This is a genomic window from Streptomyces sp. MK37H, assembly GCF_018035285.1.
GTDB lineage: Bacteria > Actinomycetota > Actinomycetes > Streptomycetales > Streptomycetaceae > Streptomyces > Streptomyces endocoffeicus.
This window is the reverse complement of the sequence record NZ_JAAAYH010000197.1, coordinates 1-16,251: the sequence shown is the minus strand read 5'-3', so window position 1 is coordinate 16,251 and position 16,251 is coordinate 1. Positions and strand designations below refer to the sequence as shown.

15 protein-coding genes are annotated in these 16,251 nt (G+C 68.4%); 10 read left to right on the top strand and 5 right to left on the bottom strand.

The window, feature by feature from the left end; genetic code table 11:
- Window positions 1–69 precede the first annotated feature (69 nt).
- Window positions 70–1,248: a quinolinate synthase NadA gene (nadA, locus tag GWI24_RS25320; protein WP_210948214.1), complete on the bottom strand. Its 1,179-nt coding sequence runs from the start codon at window positions 1,246–1,248 to the stop codon at window positions 70–72.
- A gap of 237 nt (window positions 1,249–1,485) precedes the next feature.
- Here nadA and GWI24_RS25315 point away from each other — a divergent pair, with 237 nt between their 5' ends.
- Window positions 1,486–1,839 (top strand): iron-sulfur cluster assembly accessory protein, encoded by a 354-nt coding sequence (locus GWI24_RS25315; RefSeq protein ID WP_020871998.1) that lies wholly within the window; start codon window positions 1,486–1,488, stop codon window positions 1,837–1,839.
- A gap of 87 nt (window positions 1,840–1,926) precedes the next feature.
- Here GWI24_RS25315 and GWI24_RS25310 read toward each other — a convergent pair whose 3' ends face one another.
- Both GWI24_RS25310 and GWI24_RS25305 read right to left on the bottom strand, forming a co-directional pair.
- Window positions 1,927–3,399 (bottom strand): hypothetical protein, encoded by a 1,473-nt coding sequence (locus GWI24_RS25310; protein WP_210948213.1) that lies wholly within the window; start codon window positions 3,397–3,399, stop codon window positions 1,927–1,929.
- A 91-nt stretch (window positions 3,400–3,490) separates the two neighbouring features.
- A complete protein-coding gene (locus GWI24_RS25305; protein ID WP_210948212.1) occupies window positions 3,491–3,718 on the bottom strand; it encodes a hypothetical protein in 228 nt (75 codons plus the stop codon).
- Between the two features lie 171 nt (window positions 3,719–3,889).
- Between GWI24_RS25305 and GWI24_RS25300 the strand changes: the two genes are divergently transcribed.
- Entirely contained in the window at window positions 3,890–4,864 is a 975-nt protein-coding gene (locus GWI24_RS25300; protein ID WP_210948211.1) for a carbohydrate kinase family protein, read from the top strand.
- Window positions 4,865–5,008: 144 nt separating this feature from the next.
- Here GWI24_RS25300 and GWI24_RS25295 read toward each other — a convergent pair whose 3' ends face one another.
- On the bottom strand, window positions 5,009–6,418 hold the full coding sequence (locus GWI24_RS25295) for a cysteine desulfurase/sulfurtransferase TusA family protein (RefSeq protein WP_210948210.1): 1,410 nt from the start codon (window positions 6,416–6,418) through the stop codon (window positions 5,009–5,011).
- 470 nt (window positions 6,419–6,888) lie between these two features.
- Between GWI24_RS25295 and coxB the strand changes: the two genes are divergently transcribed.
- From coxB to GWI24_RS25275, 4 genes are all read left to right on the top strand, one after another.
- Window positions 6,889–7,851, top strand: coding sequence for a cytochrome c oxidase subunit II (gene coxB / locus GWI24_RS25290; RefSeq protein ID WP_044576759.1), 963 nt, complete (start codon window positions 6,889–6,891; stop codon window positions 7,849–7,851).
- Window positions 7,848–9,587 (top strand): cytochrome c oxidase subunit I, encoded by a 1,740-nt coding sequence (gene ctaD, locus GWI24_RS25285; protein ID WP_210948209.1) that lies wholly within the window; start codon window positions 7,848–7,850, stop codon window positions 9,585–9,587. Before coxB ends, ctaD begins: the two co-directional genes overlap by 4 nt.
- Window positions 9,584–9,982, top strand: coding sequence for a cytochrome c oxidase subunit 4 (locus tag GWI24_RS25280; protein WP_210948208.1), 399 nt, complete (start codon window positions 9,584–9,586; stop codon window positions 9,980–9,982). Before ctaD ends, GWI24_RS25280 begins: the two co-directional genes overlap by 4 nt.
- Window positions 9,983–10,128: 146 nt before the next feature.
- Window positions 10,129–11,376, top strand: coding sequence for an Ig-like domain-containing protein (locus GWI24_RS25275; RefSeq protein WP_210948207.1), 1,248 nt, complete (start codon window positions 10,129–10,131; stop codon window positions 11,374–11,376).
- A 22-nt stretch (window positions 11,377–11,398) separates the two neighbouring features.
- On the opposite strand, the gene GWI24_RS25270 is transcribed toward GWI24_RS25275, so the two are convergent.
- On the bottom strand, window positions 11,399–11,800 hold the full coding sequence (locus tag GWI24_RS25270) for a hypothetical protein (RefSeq protein WP_210948215.1): 402 nt from the start codon (window positions 11,798–11,800) through the stop codon (window positions 11,399–11,401).
- Between the two features lie 211 nt (window positions 11,801–12,011).
- On the opposite strand from GWI24_RS25270, the gene GWI24_RS25265 reads away from it, so the two are divergent.
- The 4 genes from GWI24_RS25265 (at window position 12,012) to GWI24_RS25250 (ending at window position 16,197) form a co-directional block, all read left to right on the top strand.
- On the top strand, window positions 12,012–12,632 hold the full coding sequence (locus tag GWI24_RS25265; protein WP_020872008.1) for a heme-copper oxidase subunit III: 621 nt from the start codon (window positions 12,012–12,014) through the stop codon (window positions 12,630–12,632).
- A gap of 69 nt (window positions 12,633–12,701) precedes the next feature.
- Window positions 12,702–13,511, top strand: coding sequence for a c-type cytochrome (locus GWI24_RS25260; RefSeq protein ID WP_210948206.1), 810 nt, complete (start codon window positions 12,702–12,704; stop codon window positions 13,509–13,511).
- Window positions 13,508–14,563, top strand: a complete 1,056-nt coding sequence (locus tag GWI24_RS25255) for a ubiquinol-cytochrome c reductase iron-sulfur subunit (RefSeq protein ID WP_210948205.1) — start codon at window positions 13,508–13,510, stop codon at window positions 14,561–14,563. Before GWI24_RS25260 ends, GWI24_RS25255 begins: the two co-directional genes overlap by 4 nt.
- The gene (locus tag GWI24_RS25250) at window positions 14,560–16,197 is read left to right on the top strand and encodes a cytochrome bc complex cytochrome b subunit (RefSeq protein WP_210948204.1); all 1,638 of its coding nucleotides are present in this window, start codon (window positions 14,560–14,562) and stop codon (window positions 16,195–16,197) included. The genes GWI24_RS25255 and GWI24_RS25250 overlap by 4 nt, the downstream gene beginning before the upstream one ends.
- Window positions 16,198–16,251: the final 54 nt, after the last annotated feature.

Below are 16,251 nucleotides of genomic sequence, written 5' to 3'. Positions count from 1 at the left end.
ACACCCCGTAGCGCTCGCGCGGGCGCAGCCGCGGCCCGATGCCCCGCCCCCATCGCCGGACGACGCTGCCTACGGCAGCGCCAACATCCGCTCCAGCGCCAGCTTGGCGAAGTGCTCGGTCTCCTTGTCGACCTGGATGCGGTTGACCACCTTGCCGGCCACTAGCGACTCCAGCGCCCACACCAGATGCGGCAGATCGATCCGGTTCATGGTCGAGCAGAAGCAGACCGTCTTGTCGAGGAAGACGATCTCCTTGCCCTGGTCGGCGAAACGATTGGCCAGGCGCCGTACGAGGTTCAGCTCGGTGCCGATCGCCCACTTCGAACCGGCGGGGGCGGCCTCCAGGGCCTTGATGATGTACTCGGTCGAGCCCACGTAGTCCGCCGCCGCCACGACCTCGTGCTTGCACTCGGGGTGCACCAGCACATTCACACCCGGTATGCGCTCGCGCACATCGTTGACCGAGTCCAGCGAGAAGCGGCCGTGCACCGAGCAGTGGCCGCGCCACAGGATCATCGTGGCGGCGCGCAGCTCCTCGGGGGTGAGCCCGCCGTTCGGCTTGTGCGGGTTGTAGACGACGCAGTCCTCCAGCGACATGCCCATGTCGCGGACCGCCGTATTGCGCCCCAGGTGCTGATCGGGCAGGAACAGCACCTTCTGGCCCTGCTGGAACGCCCACTCCAGCGCCCGCTGGGCATTGGAGGAGGTGCAGATCGTGCCGCCGTGGCGACCGGTGAACGCCTTGATGTCGGCGGAGGAGTTCATGTACGAGACGGGCACCGTCACATCCGCCACACCGGCCTCGGTGAGCACCTCCCAGCACTCGGCGACCTGCTCGGCCGTGGCCATGTCGGCCATCGAGCAGCCGGCCGCCAGATCGGGGAGGATGACCTGCTGGGCGTCGCCTGTGAGGATGTCGGCGGACTCGGCCATGAAGTGCACACCGCAGAAGACGATGTACTCGGCGTCCGGCCGCGCGGCCGCGTCCCGGGCGAGCTTGAAGGAGTCTCCGGTGACATCAGCGAACTCGATGACCTCGTCGCGCTGGTAGTGGTGGCCGAGCACGAAGACCTTGTCCCCGAGCTTCTCCTTGGCCGCCCGGGCGCGGGCCACCAGATCCGGATCGGAGGGCGCCGGGAGGTCTCCCGGGCACTCCACGCCGCGCTCGCTCCGGGGGTCGGCCTCCCGGCCGAGAAGCAGCAGAGCGAGCGGGGTCGGCTGCACGTCGAGGGGTTGGGCGGTGGTCACGTCACGCACCCTTCTTTCTTCGCTGGGAACCCTAATCGTCAGAATGACGCTATCTATCATAGCTCCTTCACGTCACGTTGACGAGAGGCATTGTGTCGATGTGACGCATTCCGGTGTGTCCGCCCGTATGCGAGCATGAAGGGCAACAGGAGATAGGCGCTTGGACCCGGAATGAATCCGGGACGCCGTTGGTTTGTGCCATCGGCAAGCAGTCCGTACGACCCGGGAGAGAAGCAGATGACCGTTCAGGACGAGACCACCGCGAGCGAGGGCATCATCCTGTCCGACGCCGCCGCGTCGAAGGTCAAGAGCCTGCTGGAGCAGGAGGGCCGCGACGACCTCGCGCTGCGCGTCGCCGTCCAGCCCGGCGGCTGCTCCGGCCTGCGCTACCAGCTCTTCTTCGACGAGCGCTCGCTCGACGGCGACGTCGTCAAGGACTTCGGCGGCGTGAAGGTCGTGACCGACCGCATGAGCGCCCCGTACCTGGGCGGTGCCTCGATCGACTTCGTCGACACCATCGAGAAGCAGGGCTTCACCATCGACAACCCGAACGCCACGGGCTCCTGCGCCTGCGGCGACTCCTTCAGCTGAGCCCCCGGGCGCGGCGGAGTAAACAGCGCGACGGAAGGGGGCGGGCCCCATGGGCCCGCCCCCTTCCGCCTGTCCTGAGCTGTTCGCTCACTTTCGCAGCGGCACCGTCTCACCGGTGGACCCGTCCACGACCTTCCGGCCGTCCAGCGGCTCCTTCAGCGTCACTTTCCGCTCCAGCTGCTTGGCGATGAGGATGCAGGCCCGCCCCGGATGCTTCGGCTTGCTCTCGAGGTCCAGCGTCACCTTGTCGGAGGTCTCCTTGGCGGATACCGAGTAGGTGTTGCAGACCCCGCCCCAGAAGCGCAGCGTCAGGGTCTTGCCGGCCACGCTGTACGAGGTGAGGTGATCCGGCTTGGAGGTGCTGTCCCCGTTGCCCGGCGAGGGGGAGTGGCCCGGCTCCTTCCCCTTCTTGATGAACTCCGGCTTCACCGCCGGGTAGGGGAGGGTGACCGCCACCCGGTTGGTCCCGGTCGGCTTGGTCTCGAAGATCCACGACGGCACCAGCGCCCGCCGGCCGTCCACCATGTGCGAGGCGAGGCCGAACGTCACCTTGCGCACGCTCACTTTGCCCGAGGGGCCGTCGCTCTTGCCCGACGTCGAGTTCAGCCGCTGGAGCGCCTGCTCCGCGCTGAGCACCGGATAGGTGTCGTCCTCCTTGGGCTTCGACAGCGTTCCGCTGCCGCCGACGAGCTGGCCGTCGGCGCCGACCTGCAGATTGGTCCCCCAGCCGTAGGTGGGCAGATCGCCCACCTTGGGGTCCGCGTTCACCATCCGCACGGCGCCGTAGAGGCCGCTCGCGTCCAGCTTGGCGTCCGAGAGCCCGAGCGCCTTGAGTACCGGCTCGGCGGCGCTCTGGGCCTTCTCCTCGGACACGGCCTTGTCTCGGCCCTCGGCGGCGCCGTTGTCACCGCGCTTGTCGCCGTCGCGGTACGAGGGGCAGGTCTTGTCGGCCTTCTCCGCCCCGTCGCCCTTGTCGGTCCGGGTGCTCTGGGACGCCTTCTTCCCGTCCGGGTGGACGCAGGACGTGTCGCCCGGTGCCCCGTAGCGGGAGTAGGACCAGCTGCCCGGCCCGGTCCGGCTCACCCGCAGCGTCGGGCCGCTCGCGTCCGGGGCTCCGCCAACCTTCCAGTACCCGTGGTCGGCGCGGGGGCTGCCGGAGACGTCCAGTGCCTTCGCCAGCCGCGCCACATCGGCCTTGGTGACCTTCGGGTCGGTCAGATACACCGGGGCCTCATGGGGCCCGTCGGGCAGCTTGCCCGTCACCACATAGCGGCCGCCGTGCGGGTCGGGCTCACCGGGCGCGATGCCCTCGCTCCCGCCCCGCTCCCCGCCCGGGGAGGCGTAGGCGTCCAGTGCGAGGGGTTTCGGCGATCCGTTCTCGCCCGACGCGCCCGGACCCCGGGTGCCGCCGTCCGCCGCGGTGGAGGCCCAGTAGGCGCCGCCACCACCCGCGACCAGCACCGCTGCCGCCACCGAAACGACGGCCAGCGGCGAGCGCCGGCGCGGACGGGAAGTGTCGTCGTCGGGGGTCTGCGGGGTGTCGGTGTCCTCGGTGCTCACCGTTTCGCTCCTTCGGCTCCGCTCACGTTCTACGGTCCCATCCCTCGCGAGGAGATGCCGATGAGACGGAGCCGCGGCGCGGCCGGTTCCTTCAATCGCCGTAATCGGACATGCCGGCCAGCAGATCGGCCGATGTGGCGGGAACCGTGATCCCCTGGATGCGGGAGGCGGTGACCGGGGATACGGGCCTGGTGGGAGCGGCCGATACGGTGACCTTCCAGTGCGGCGCCATCCGCGCACCGTCGCCGCGCAGCTCCTCGAGATTTTCGGGCTCGATGGCCCCGGTGGCGGGAAAAGCGGGGGTGAGGTGCTGGGGCATGATGCCTCCCGGTCCTTGGGCGTAGCCAACACGTCCCCCGTGTCCACGCACCGTATTCAGCGGGTGTCGGTGAAGAAAGACCTACTATCGGGTAGTTTCTTCCGTTCGTATGGACCGGGCCGAGCAGATAGCGTGAAGCGTCCGATCTCTCCGCCCCGCAGGAGCGACTCAGTGCGTATCGCCGTAACCGGCTCCATCGCCACCGACCATCTGATGTCCTTCCCCGGCCGTTTCGCCGATCAGCTGGTCGCCGATCAGCTGCATACGGTCTCCCTCTCCTTCCTGGTCGACACCCTCGACGTCCGCCGCGGCGGAGTCGGCCCCAACATCTGTTTCGGCATGGGCGTGCTGGGTCTGCGCCCGATCCTGGTCGGCGCGGCCGGCGAGGACTTCGCCGACTACCGCGCCTGGCTGGACCGGCACGGTGTGGACACCGCGTCCGTGCGGATCTCCGAGGTCCAGCACACCGCGCGCTTCGTCTGCACCACCGACGCCGACCACAACCAGATCGCGTCCTTCTACACCGGTGCCATGACCGAGGCCCGCCAGATCGAGCTGCAGCCGATCGCGGAGCGCGTCGGCGGCCTCGACCTGGTGCTGATCAGCGCGGACGACCCGGAGGCCATGGTCCGTCACACCGAGGAGTGCCGCTCGCGCGGCATCGCCTTCGCCGCCGACCCCTCCCAGCAGCTCGCCCGCATGGAAGGCGAGGACATCCGGCTGCTGATCGGCGGCGCGGAGTACCTCTTCACCAATGAGTACGAGGCCGCGCTGATCGAGACCAAGACCGGCTGGACCGCGGACCAGATCCTCGCCAAGGTCGGCACCCGCGTCACCACGCTGGGTGCGAAGGGCGTGCGGATCGACCGCGAGGGCGAGGAGCCCGTGGTCGTCGGCTGCCCGGAGGAGGAGCAGAAGGCCGACCCGACCGGCGTCGGCGACGCCTTCCGCGCGGGCTTCCTCTCCGGTCTGTCCTGGAACCTCTCGCTGGAGCGGGCCGCCCAGGTGGGCTGCATGCTGGCGACGCTGGTCATCGAGACGGTCGGCACGCAGGAGTACGAGCTGCGCCGCGGCCACTTCATGGAGCGCTTGGCCAAGGCGTACGGCCATGACGCGGCGGGCGAGATCGCGGCCCACCTCCCCTGAACCCGTGGGGCGCCCAGGGGGCCATCGCCCCCTGGGGTCCCGCCGGGAGCCAAGCGGATCGGCGGCGCCCTGAAGCGACACAGCGTGGGAAGGGGCGGGGAGGGGAACAGCCCGCCGTAGGCGGCAAGACCCGCCGGACACCCCCTAGGCGCGTCGGCGCACGCGGTAGGCCACGCCCCGGTCGGCCGGGCGCTCCCCCTCGTAGGTCTGGCCGCGCATCTCGCACCAGGCCGGGATGTCCAGCCGGGCCGCCTCGTCGTCGGCCAGCACCGTCACCACACCGCCCACCGGCACCTCGCCGATCACCTTGGCCAGCTCGATCACCGGGATCGGGCACCGCTTGCCGAGCGAGTCGACCACCAGCTCGGGCTCGGGTTCTGGCTCAGGGTCCGGGTCGGCGGCGGCTTCGGCCGGTTTCGGCGCGCCCAGGCGCTCCCGTACGCCCGCCACCACCCCCGGCAGCGCCGCCAGGAACCGGTCCACGTCCGCCTCGGCCGTACCGGGCGGGAGCGAGACCCGGACATTGCCCTCGGACAGCACTCCCATGGCCCGCAGCACATGGCTCGGGGTCAGCGTGGAGGAGGTGCAGGAGGAGCCGGACGAGACCGAGAACTCCGCGCGGTCCAGCTCATGGAGGAGCGCCTCTCCGTCGACATAGAGACAGGAGAAGGTCACCAGATGCGGCAGCCGCCGCTCCGGATCGCCGACCACCTCGACGTCCGGCACCAGCTCCGGCACCCGCGCCCGGATCCGCTCCACCAGCCCCCGCAGCCGCTCCGCCTCGGCGGCGGCCTCCGCCCGGACGGCCCGCAGCGAGGCGGCCGCGGCGACGATGGCGGGGAGGTTCTCGAACCCGGGGGAGCGGCCCGACTCCCGCTCGTCGGCGGGCTGGACCGTACGGAAGCGCACCCCCTTGCGCACCGCGAGCAGCCCCACCCCCGCAGGACCGCCCCATTTATGGGCACTTGCGGTCAGAAGCGACCAATTGCCCTCCGTGGGGCCCCAGCCGAGCGACTGCGCCGCGTCCACCAGCAGCGGTACGTCCGCCGCCGCGCACTCCTCGGCGGCCTCGGCCACCGGCTGCACCGTGCCGACCTCATGGTTGGCGGACTGCAGACAGGCCAGCGCCACCCCGCCCGGGGCCTCTCGCAGGGCCGCCGCGTACGCACCCGGCGCGACCCGTCCCGTACGGTCCACCGGGACCTCGGTGACCGTACCGCCGTCCGCCTCGTGCGCGGCGCCCGCGTGCAGCACCGAGGAGTGCTCCACGGCGGAGACGATCAGATGGCGACCGGCGCGCCGCCGCCCCGCGAGCGCCCCCGCGATGCCGTCGTGCACCGCACGGGTCCCCGAAGGAGTGAAGACGAGCTCGTCCGGGCGGCACCCCACGGCCTCGGCGGCCGCCTCCCGCGCGGCGTCCAGCAGCAGCCGGGCCCGCCGCCCCTCTCGGTAGAGGCGCGAGGGGTCGGCCCACCCCTCGTCGAGTGCGGTGAGGAGCGCCTGCCGGGCGACGGGGTGCAGGGGAGCGGATGAGGCCGCGTCGAAGTAGGGCACGTAAGGAACGCTAGTCGCCGCGACCGGCGAACGGACGGGTACGGCCCCGCCCAGGATCGCACCGCCCCCCGAGCCGGGATCGCACCGCCCCCCGAGCCGTGATCGCACCGGGACCGGAACCGGGATCGCGCCGGAGCCGGGTCGCACCGGGACCGGAACCGTGATCGCACCGGCACCGGAACCGTGATCGCACCGGCACCGGAAGCCAGGGTCGCACCTGCCCGGAGCCGGGCCCTGACCGGGGCCGGAACCCGGGCCGCGCCCGGCCGGAAAAGGCCGCCGGAGCCCGGGATTCCACCCCTTCGTGGAGCGCCCCGGCGCGTTGGGCACCCTCCCCGCGCGACCCCAAATGGCGTCCAGTAGGGTTTGGTCCGCATAAACATCCAAACCCCTGCCCGCACCGGGCCGGCGACCGACCAGACAGACGGCCGCGGCCGACCGCGCGGGCGAGACTCTCGGGAAGGCGCTACGTGAGTCCCAACGGCTCCGACCGCTCGTCGCGGCGCCCGGTGCGGCGGAAGCTGCTGCAGGCGCTGGCCGCGGGCTTGGTCCTGGCGACCGCCACCGGTTGCACATCCAAGGACTTCCCCCGCCTCGGAATGCCTACCCCCGTCACGGAGGAGGCGCCGCGGATCCTCTCCCTGTGGCAGGGCTCGTGGGCGGCGGCGCTCGCCACGGGCGTCCTGGTCTGGGGCCTGATCATCTGGGCGGTCATCTTCCACCGCCGCAGCAGGACCAAGATCGAGGTTCCCGCGCAGACCCGGTACAACATGCCGATCGAGGCGCTGTACACCGTGGTCCCGATCATCATCGTCTCGGTGCTGTTCTACTTCACCGCACGCGATGAGAACGCGCTCCTCAAGACCTCCAAGAAGCCCGACCACGTGGTCAACGTGGTGGGCTACCAGTGGAGCTGGGGCTTCAACTACATGGAGAACGTGGACGGTTCCACCGCCACGCCCAAGCAGGAAGCCAAGGAGATCTCCGCGATCCCGGGGCGCATGCTGAACGCGGTCCCCAAGGGCGCCGAGGGCGTCTACGAGGCGGGGACCCCCGGTGAGCGGAACCCGCAGACCGGCAACCCGGGCCCGACCCTGTGGCTGCCGAAGGGCGAGTCGGTTCAGTTCATCCTGACGTCCCGCGATGTCATCCACTCGTTCTGGGTGGTCCCCTTCCTGATGAAGATGGACGTCATCCCGGGGCACACCAACCGCTTCGAGGTCACTCCGAACCGCGAGGGCACCTTCAAGGGCAAGTGCGCCGAGCTGTGCGGCGTCGACCACTCCCGGATGCTCTTCAACGTCAAGGTCGTGTCGCCGGAGCGTTACCAGCAGCACCTCAAGGAGCTGGCGAAGAAGGGCCAGACCGGCTACATCCCGGCGGGCATTGAGCAGACGGACGCCGCCAAGAACGCGGAGACCAGGACATCGTGAGCATCCTCAACGAACCCCAGGGTGCCGGCACCGCCGCCTCGCAAGAGCGGCAAACGCCGGTACGTCGGAAGCAGCCGGGCAATGTCGTCGTCAAGTGGCTGACCACCACGGACCACAAGACGATCGGCACGCTCTACCTCGTCACGTCGTTCGCGTTCTTCTGCATCGGCGGCCTGATGGCGCTCTTCATGCGCGCCGAGCTGGCCCGTCCGGGTACGCAGATCATGTCGAACGAGCAGTTCAACCAGGCGTTCACCATGCATGGCACGATCATGCTGCTGATGTTCGCCACCCCGCTGTTCGCGGGCTTCACGAACTGGATCATGCCGCTGCAGATCGGTGCGCCCGATGTGGCGTTCCCGCGGCTGAACATGTTCGCGTACTGGCTGTACCTCTTCGGCTCGCTGATCGCGGTGGGCGGGTTCCTGACCCCGCAGGGCGCGGCCGACTTCGGCTGGTTCGCCTACTCCCCGCTGTCGGACGCGGTCCGCTCGCCGGGTATCGGCGCGGACATGTGGATCATGGGTCTGGCCCTCTCCGGCTTCGGCACGATCCTCGGTGCGGTCAACTTCATCACCACGATCATCTGCATGCGCGCTCCGGGCATGACGATGTTCCGCATGCCGATCTTCACCTGGAACGTGCTGCTGACCGCTGTGCTGGTCCTGCTCGCCTTCCCGGTGCTGGCCGCCGCGCTGTTCGCCCTGGAGGCGGACCGTAAATTCGGGGCGCATGTCTTCGACGCGGCGAATGGCGGAGCGTTGCTCTGGCAACACCTCTTCTGGTTCTTCGGCCATCCAGAGGTGTACATCATCGCGCTGCCGTTCTTCGGCATCATTTCCGAGGTCATTCCGGTCTTCTCCCGGAAGCCGATGTTCGGTTACATCTCCCTGATCGCCGCGACCATTTCGATCGCCGGTCTCTCGGTGACGGTGTGGGCCCACCACATGTATGTCACCGGCGGAGTGCTACTGCCGTTCTTCTCGTTCATGACGTTCCTCATCGCGGTGCCGACCGGTATCAAGTTCTTCAACTGGATCGGCACGATGTGGAAGGGGTCGCTGAGCTTCGAGACCCCGATGCTCTGGGCGGTCGGCTTCCTGATCACCTTCACCTTCGGTGGTCTGACCGGTGTGATCCTGGCGTCGCCGCCGATGGACTTCCACGTCTCCGACTCGTACTTCGTGGTGGCCCACTTCCACTACGTGGTCTTCGGCACCGTGGTCTTCGCGATGTTCGCCGGATTCCACTTCTGGTGGCCGAAGATGACCGGCAAGATGCTGGACGAGCGGCTCGGCAAGATCACCTTCTGGACGCTGTTCGTGGGCTTCCACGGCACGTTCCTGGTGCAGCACTGGCTGGGCGCCGAGGGCATGCCCCGCCGGTACGCCGACTACCTGGCGGCCGACGGCATCACCACGCTGAACACCATCTCGACCATCAGCTCCTTCCTGCTGGGCCTGTCGATCCTGCCGTTCCTCTACAACGTCTGGAAGACCGCCAAGTACGGCAAGAAGGTCGAGGTCGACGACCCCTGGGGCTACGGCCGTTCGCTGGAGTGGGCGACCTCCTGCCCGCCCCCGCGGCACAATTTCCTCACCCTGCCGCGGATCCGCTCCGAATCCCCGGCGTTCGACCTGCACCACCCGGAGATCGCGGCGCTCGACCAGCTCGAGAACCACAGTGCGCCTGACGATGACAAGGCCCTCGCGGGTGGTAAGGAGGCCGGCAAGTGAAGGTCCAAGGCCGGATGTTCATCTGGCTGGCCGTCTTCATCCTCGTCATGGCGATCGTCTATGGCGTGTGGTCGAAGGAGCCGGCCGGCACCACGGCGCTCTTCCTGGCCTTCGGGCTGAGCATCATGATCGGCTACTACCTGGCCTTCACGGCCCGCCGGGTGGATGTCGGTGCGCAGGACAACAAGGACGCGGATGTCGCGGACGACGCCGGCGAGCTGGGATTCTTCTCCCCGCACAGCTGGCAGCCGCTCTCCCTCGGCGTCGGCGGCGCCATGGCCTTCCTGGGCGTGATCTTCGGCTGGTGGCTGCTCTTCTTCTCGGCCCCGATCATCATGGTCGGTCTCTTCGGCTGGGTCTTCGAGTACTACCGCGGCGAGAACGCCAACCAGTAGCCCTGACCGGCTGATACGAGCGGGGCCCGGACACCTCCCCAGGTGTCCGGGCCCCGCTCGGCGTCGCGGGCCCGGACGGCCCCGCCGGTTCACTCCGGTGCCTCACTCCGCGCGCCGTTCCCGGACACCGTTCTTACGTTGGCTCCATGAGCCACACACCTCGATCACTCAGAAGCCGGGCGGTGCTGACCTGCGCCCTGCTGGTGGCGCCGCTGATAGCGGGTCTGAGCGGATGCGGGGGATCCCCCGACCCCCTGTCCGCCAAGCCGTACGACGCCGCCGATCAGATCTCGTTCAGCGGTGACGGCGATGGCCGTAAGGCCGATCCGGACAAGCCGCTCGAAGTGACGGCCAAGGACGACGACAGCCGGATCACGGATGTCACGGCCACCGACGCCGCGGGCCGCTACGTCCGGGGTGAGCTGACCGACGACGGCAAGCGCTGGCGCAGCACCGTGCCGCTGGCCGCGGGCGCCCACTACACGCTGAAGGTGTCCACGGAGGACTCAGGCGGCGCTCCGGGCCGCCGTACGGTCGACTTCACCACCAGCTCCGCCCACCGGCTGCTGAAGGTCACCTTCGGCCCCAAGGCGGGGGAGTACGGGGTGGGGCAGCCCATCACGGCCAAGCTGAGCCGGCCCGTCAAGGACCCCTCGGCCCGCGCCGTGATCGAGCGCGCCCTGAAGGTGGACGCACGGCCCGCGGTGGAGGGCGTCTGGCACTGGGTGGACAGCCGGAACCTGCACTACCGCCCGCAGGAGTACTGGCCCGCCCACGCCACCATTTCGGTGCACTCCAACCTCAAGGGCATCCGGATCGGCGGCGGGCTCTACGGCGGCGAGGCCAAGTCGCTGCGGCTGACCACCGGCGACCGCCTCGAGGCCCTCACCGACTCCGGCACCCACCAGATGACGGTGAAGCGCAACGGTGTGCCGATCCGGACCATCCCGATCACCACCGGTATGCCCGGATTCGACACCCGGAACGGCGTCAAGGTCATCCTGGCCAAGGAATCCGCCGTACGGATGACGGGCGCCAGCATCGGGCTCGGCGCGGGCTCCTACGACCTGATGGTCTACTGGGCCGCCCGGGTCACCAAGAGCGGTGAATACGTCCATGCCGCGCCCTGGTCCACCGGTTCGCAGGGCTACGCCAACGTCAGCCACGGCTGCACGGGCATGAGCACGGAGAACGCCCAGTGGTTCTTCAACACCGTGCGCCTCGGGGACATCGTCCAGGTGGTGCACAGCAATGGAGAGGACATGGCGACGTTCGACAACGGCTACGGCGACTGGAACATGGCCTGGGCGGACTGGCGCAAGGGCAGCGCCGTCGCCTCCGGCCAGTCCGACGCCACCCCCGCCGACTCCGCCCGGCTCCGGCCCCAGGTCTGAGCAGACGGTGCGGACGGTGAGGTCAGGCGCCCACGGCGAGCCGCTTGCGGAGCAGCCCGGCCAGCGCGTCCGCCAGGGCCACCGGGTCCACCGGATGTGTGACCGCGGCCTCCGCGCGGCTCCAGGTGGCCAGCCAGGCGTCCTGCGGGCGGCCGATGAGCAGCAGCACCGGCGGGCACTGGAAGATCTCGTCCTTGATCTGCCGGCAGATGCCCATCCCGCCCGCGGGCGCCGACTCACCGTCCAGCACACAGGCGTCGATGCCGCCCTCCTCCAGCGCCGAGAGAACGGCCGGGAGGGTGGCGCACTCCAGGAACTCCACCGGGGGCACATCGGCGGCGGGCCGGCGCCCGGCCGCCAGGCGCACCTGCTCGCGGGTGCTCACGTCATCGCTGTAGACCAGCACCGTTGCGGTGGGCCGCATCATGACCTCCGGACGAAGTAAGTGATCTGCCGGGCTCCTGAGGCGGATGCTACTCCCGTACAGCCGTCCGGAGGAGGGGGTGTACGGATCTCTCCCTCCTTCGAGGGACTGTCCGGAACAGCCCCGACGAGCAGGGTCGATGTCCTTGACGCGGCCCTTGACACTCCGAACGGGACCCCCGGGAGTGAGCGCTGGATAAGCGACCGACATAATGTCGGTCGTGGCGACAGCAACAGCAGTAGAAACCGGGCACGCGCACCCGTCGGTCAACCGGCCGAACCTCACCAGCGTCGGAACCATCATCTGGCTGAGTTCCGAGCTGATGTTCTTCGCGGCCCTCTTCGCGATGTACTTCACCCTGCGATCGGTGACCGGAGCCGAGCACTGGAAGGAAATGGCGTCCTCGCTGAACTTCCCGTTCTCGGCGACGAACACCACGATCCTGGTGCTCTCCTCCCTCACCTGCCAGCTCGGCGTCTTCGCCGCCGAGCGCGGCGACGTGAAGAAGCTGCGCTCCTGGTTCGTGATCACCTTCATCATGGGCGCGATCTTCATCGGCGGTCAGATCTTCGAATACACCGAGCTGGTCAAGAAGGACGGCCTTTCGCTCTCCTCTGACCCCTACGGCTCGGTGTTCTACCTGACCACCGGCTTCCACGGCATGCATGTGACGGGCGGCCTGATCGCCTTCCTGCTTGTCCTGGGCAGGACGTACGCGGCCAAGAGGTTCACCCACCAGCAGGCGACGGCGGCCATCGTCGTGTCCTATTACTGGCACTTCGTCGATGTCGTCTGGATCGGCCTCTTCGCCACGATCTACATGATCAAGTAAGCCGGTCACCGCACCGGAACCACGTCCTTAACAGCATCGACGCAGAAGATCCTGACACCGGGGTAATCCGTGAAAAAGCTCTCCGCACGACGGCGCCATCCGCTGGCTGCGCTCGTCGTCCTACTCTTCGCGCTGGCGGTCACTGGGGGGCTGTACGCCGCGTTTTCGCCGAGCGAGGCGAAGGCCGACGACAGCTCCGCCCAGTCCCTCGCCATCGAGGAGGGCAAGAAGCTCTATGCCGTCGGCTGCGCCAGCTGCCATGGCACGGGCGGTCAGGGGACCTCTGACGGCCCGAGCCTGGTCGGCGTCGGCTCCGCCGCCGTGGACTTCCAGGTCGGCACCGGCCGCATGCCGGCGCAGCAGCCGGGCGCCCAGGTGCCGAAGAAGAAGAAGATCTACTCGGACGCCGAGATCGAGCAGCTCGCGGCCTACATCGCGTCGCTCGGTGCGGGTCCGGTGACGCCCACCAAGAGCGAGTACAGCCCGGACGGCGCGGACGTCGCGAAGGGCGGGGAGCTCTTCCGTACGAACTGCGCGCAGTGCCACAACTTCGCCGGTAAGGGTGGTGCCCTCACCAACGGCAAGTTCGCGCCGGCTCTCGACGGGGTCAGCCCCAAGCATCTCTACGAGGCCATGCAGACCGGCCCGCAGAACATGCCCTCCTTCCCCGACACCGTGATGCCGGAGAAGAACAAGCAGGACATCATCGCCTACCTCGACACGGTCAACAGCGACAAGAGCAAGACCCCCGGTGGTCTTGAGCTCGGCGGGCTCGGCCCGGTGAGCGAGGGTCTGTTCGGCTGGGTCTTCGGCATGGGCGCGATGATCGTCCTCACCATCTGGGTCGCCGCCCGGACCGCAAAGGCCAAGAAGTCATGAGTAGCCACGAGATTTCAGAAGCAGAAGACAAGCTGCCGGAAGGGCGGGGGGCCGGGAGCGCCGTAAGGCCGGCCGAGGACCCGTTCGCCGACCCGGGGCTGCCCCCGCACGAGCACCGCAAGCAGGACATCGACGAGCGGGCCGCGAGGCGCTCCGAGCGCACCGTCGCCCTGCTCTTCACGGTCTCGATGCTGGCCACGATCGCCTTCATCGCCGCGTATGTGGCACTCCCGGTCGACAGGTACATCTACGTCTTCCCGATCGGGCACATCAGCGCGCTGAACTTCGCGCTGGGGCTGACGCTCGGCATCGCGCTGTTCAGCATCGGCGCGGGTGCGGTCCACTGGGCCCGCACCCTGATGTCCGATGTGGAGATCGCCGACGAGCGCCACCCCATCGAGGCCAGTCCCGAGGTGAAGTCGAAGGTCCTCGAGGATTTCGCCGCCGGCGCCAAGGAGTCCGGCTTCGGCCGGCGCAAGCTGGCCCGCAACACCCTCTTCGGCGCGCTCGCGCTGGTGCCGCTCTCCGGCATCGTGCTGCTGCGGGACCTCGGTCCGCTGCCGGGCACCAAGCTCCGGCACACCAAGTGGGCCAAGGGCAAGCGGCTGATGAACTACAACACCATGCAGCCGCTGCGCCCCGAGGACATCGCCGTCGGTTCGCTCACCTTCGCCATGCCCGAGGGCATGAGCGAGGAGCAGCACGACTTCCAGACGGAGATCGCCAAGGCCGCCCTGATGCTGGTCCGGCTGCAGCCGGAGAACATCAAGGACAAGCGCGAACTGGACTGGTCGCACGAGGGCATCGTCGCGTTCTCCAAGATCTGCACCCACGTCGGCTGCCCGATCAACCTCTATGAGCAGCAGACCCACCACGTCCTGTGCCCCTGCCACCAGTCGACCTTCGACCTCTCCGACGGTGGCCGAGTGATCTTCGGTCCGGCCGGTCACGCGCTGCCGCAGCTGCGGATCAGGGCCAACGACCAGGGGTACCTCGAAGCCATGGGCGACTTCTCGGAGCCCGTCGGTCCTGCTTACTGGGAGCGCGGATGAGTACTACAAGCGACAGCGCCGCGCAGCGCCGCGGCAAAGCGCCCGCGGGTGAGCGCGTCGCGGACTGGGCCGATGGCCGGCTGGGCATCTACAGCCTGGCCAAGGCCAATATGCGCAAGATCTTCCCGGACCACTGGTCCTTCATGCTGGGCGAGGTCTGCCTCTACAGCTTCATCATCATCATCCTCACGGGTGTGTACCTGACGCTGTTCTTCCACCCCAGCATGTCCGAGGTCGTCTACGAGGGCCCATACGTCCCGATGCAGGGCGTGCGGATGTCCGAGGCGTTCCAGTCGACCCTCGACATCAGCTTCGAGGTGCGTGGCGGTCTGCTGATCCGGCAGATCCACCACTGGGCCGCGCTGGTCTTCCTCGCCGGCATGTTCACGCACATGATGCGCGTGTTCTTCACCGGTGCGTTCCGCAAGCCGCGTGAGATCAACTGGCTGTTCGGCTTCCTGCTGTTCTTCCTCGGCATGCTGACCGGCTTCACCGGCTACTCGCTCCCCGACGACCTGCTCTCCGGTACCGGTCTGCGGTTCATCGAGGGTGTGTTCCTGTCGATCCCGGTGGTCGGCACCTACATCTCGATGTTCGTCTTCGGCGGCGAGTTCCCCGGTACGGACCTCATCGCGAGGCTCTACCCGGTCCATGTCCTGCTGCTGCCGGGCATCATGCTCGGCCTGCTGGTGGCGCACCTGATCCTGGTCTTCTACCACAAGCACACGCAGTACCCCGGGGCCGGAAAGACCGAGAAGAACGTCGTCGGCATGCCTCTGCTGCCGGTCTACATGGCCAAGGCGGGCGGCTTCTTCTTCCTGGTCTTCGGTGTGATCGCGGTCATCTCCGCGATTGCGACCATCAACCCGATCTGGACCATCGGCCCCTACCGGCCCGACCAGGTGTCCACCGGCGCCCAGCCCGACTGGTACATGGGCTTCGCCGAGGGTCTGGTCCGTGTGATGCCCGGCTGGGAGATCACCGCCTGGGGTCACACGCTCGTCCTGGGCGTGTTCATCCCGATCGTGCTCTTCCCGCTGGTCCTGTTCGCGATCGGGCTCTACCCGTTCATCGAGTCCTGGATCACCGGCGACAAGCGTGAGCACCACATCCTGGACCGCCCGCGCAACGCCCCGACCCGTACGGCCTTCGGTGTCGCCTGGATGACCGCGTACTTCGTGATGCTGGTCGGTGGCGGTAACGACCTGTGGGCCACCCACTTCCACCTGTCGATCAACTCGATCACGTGGTTCGTGCGGATCGCCTTCTTCGTCGGCCCGGTCCTGGCGTTCATCGCCACCAAGCGGATCTGCCTCGGCCTCCAGCGGCGCGACAGGGACAAGGTGCTGCACGGCCGTGAGACCGGCATCATCAAGCGGCTGCCGCACGGTGAGTTCATCGAGGTCCACGAGCCGCTCGCGCAGGAGCAGCTGCACACGCTCACCCAGCACGATCAGCCCGAGCCCTACGAGATCGGCCCGGAGGTCGACGAGAACGGGGTCAAGCGGAAGATAAAGCGTTCCCAGAAGCTCCGTTCGAAGCTCTCCAAGGGCTACTACGGCGGGGACAACGTCATTCCGAAGCCGACCCGCGAGGAGTACCACGAGATCACCAGCGGCCACGGCCACCACTGATCTCCCGGTATCCCTTCAGCGACCGGTTTCTTCATACAGCGACGCCACAGACCA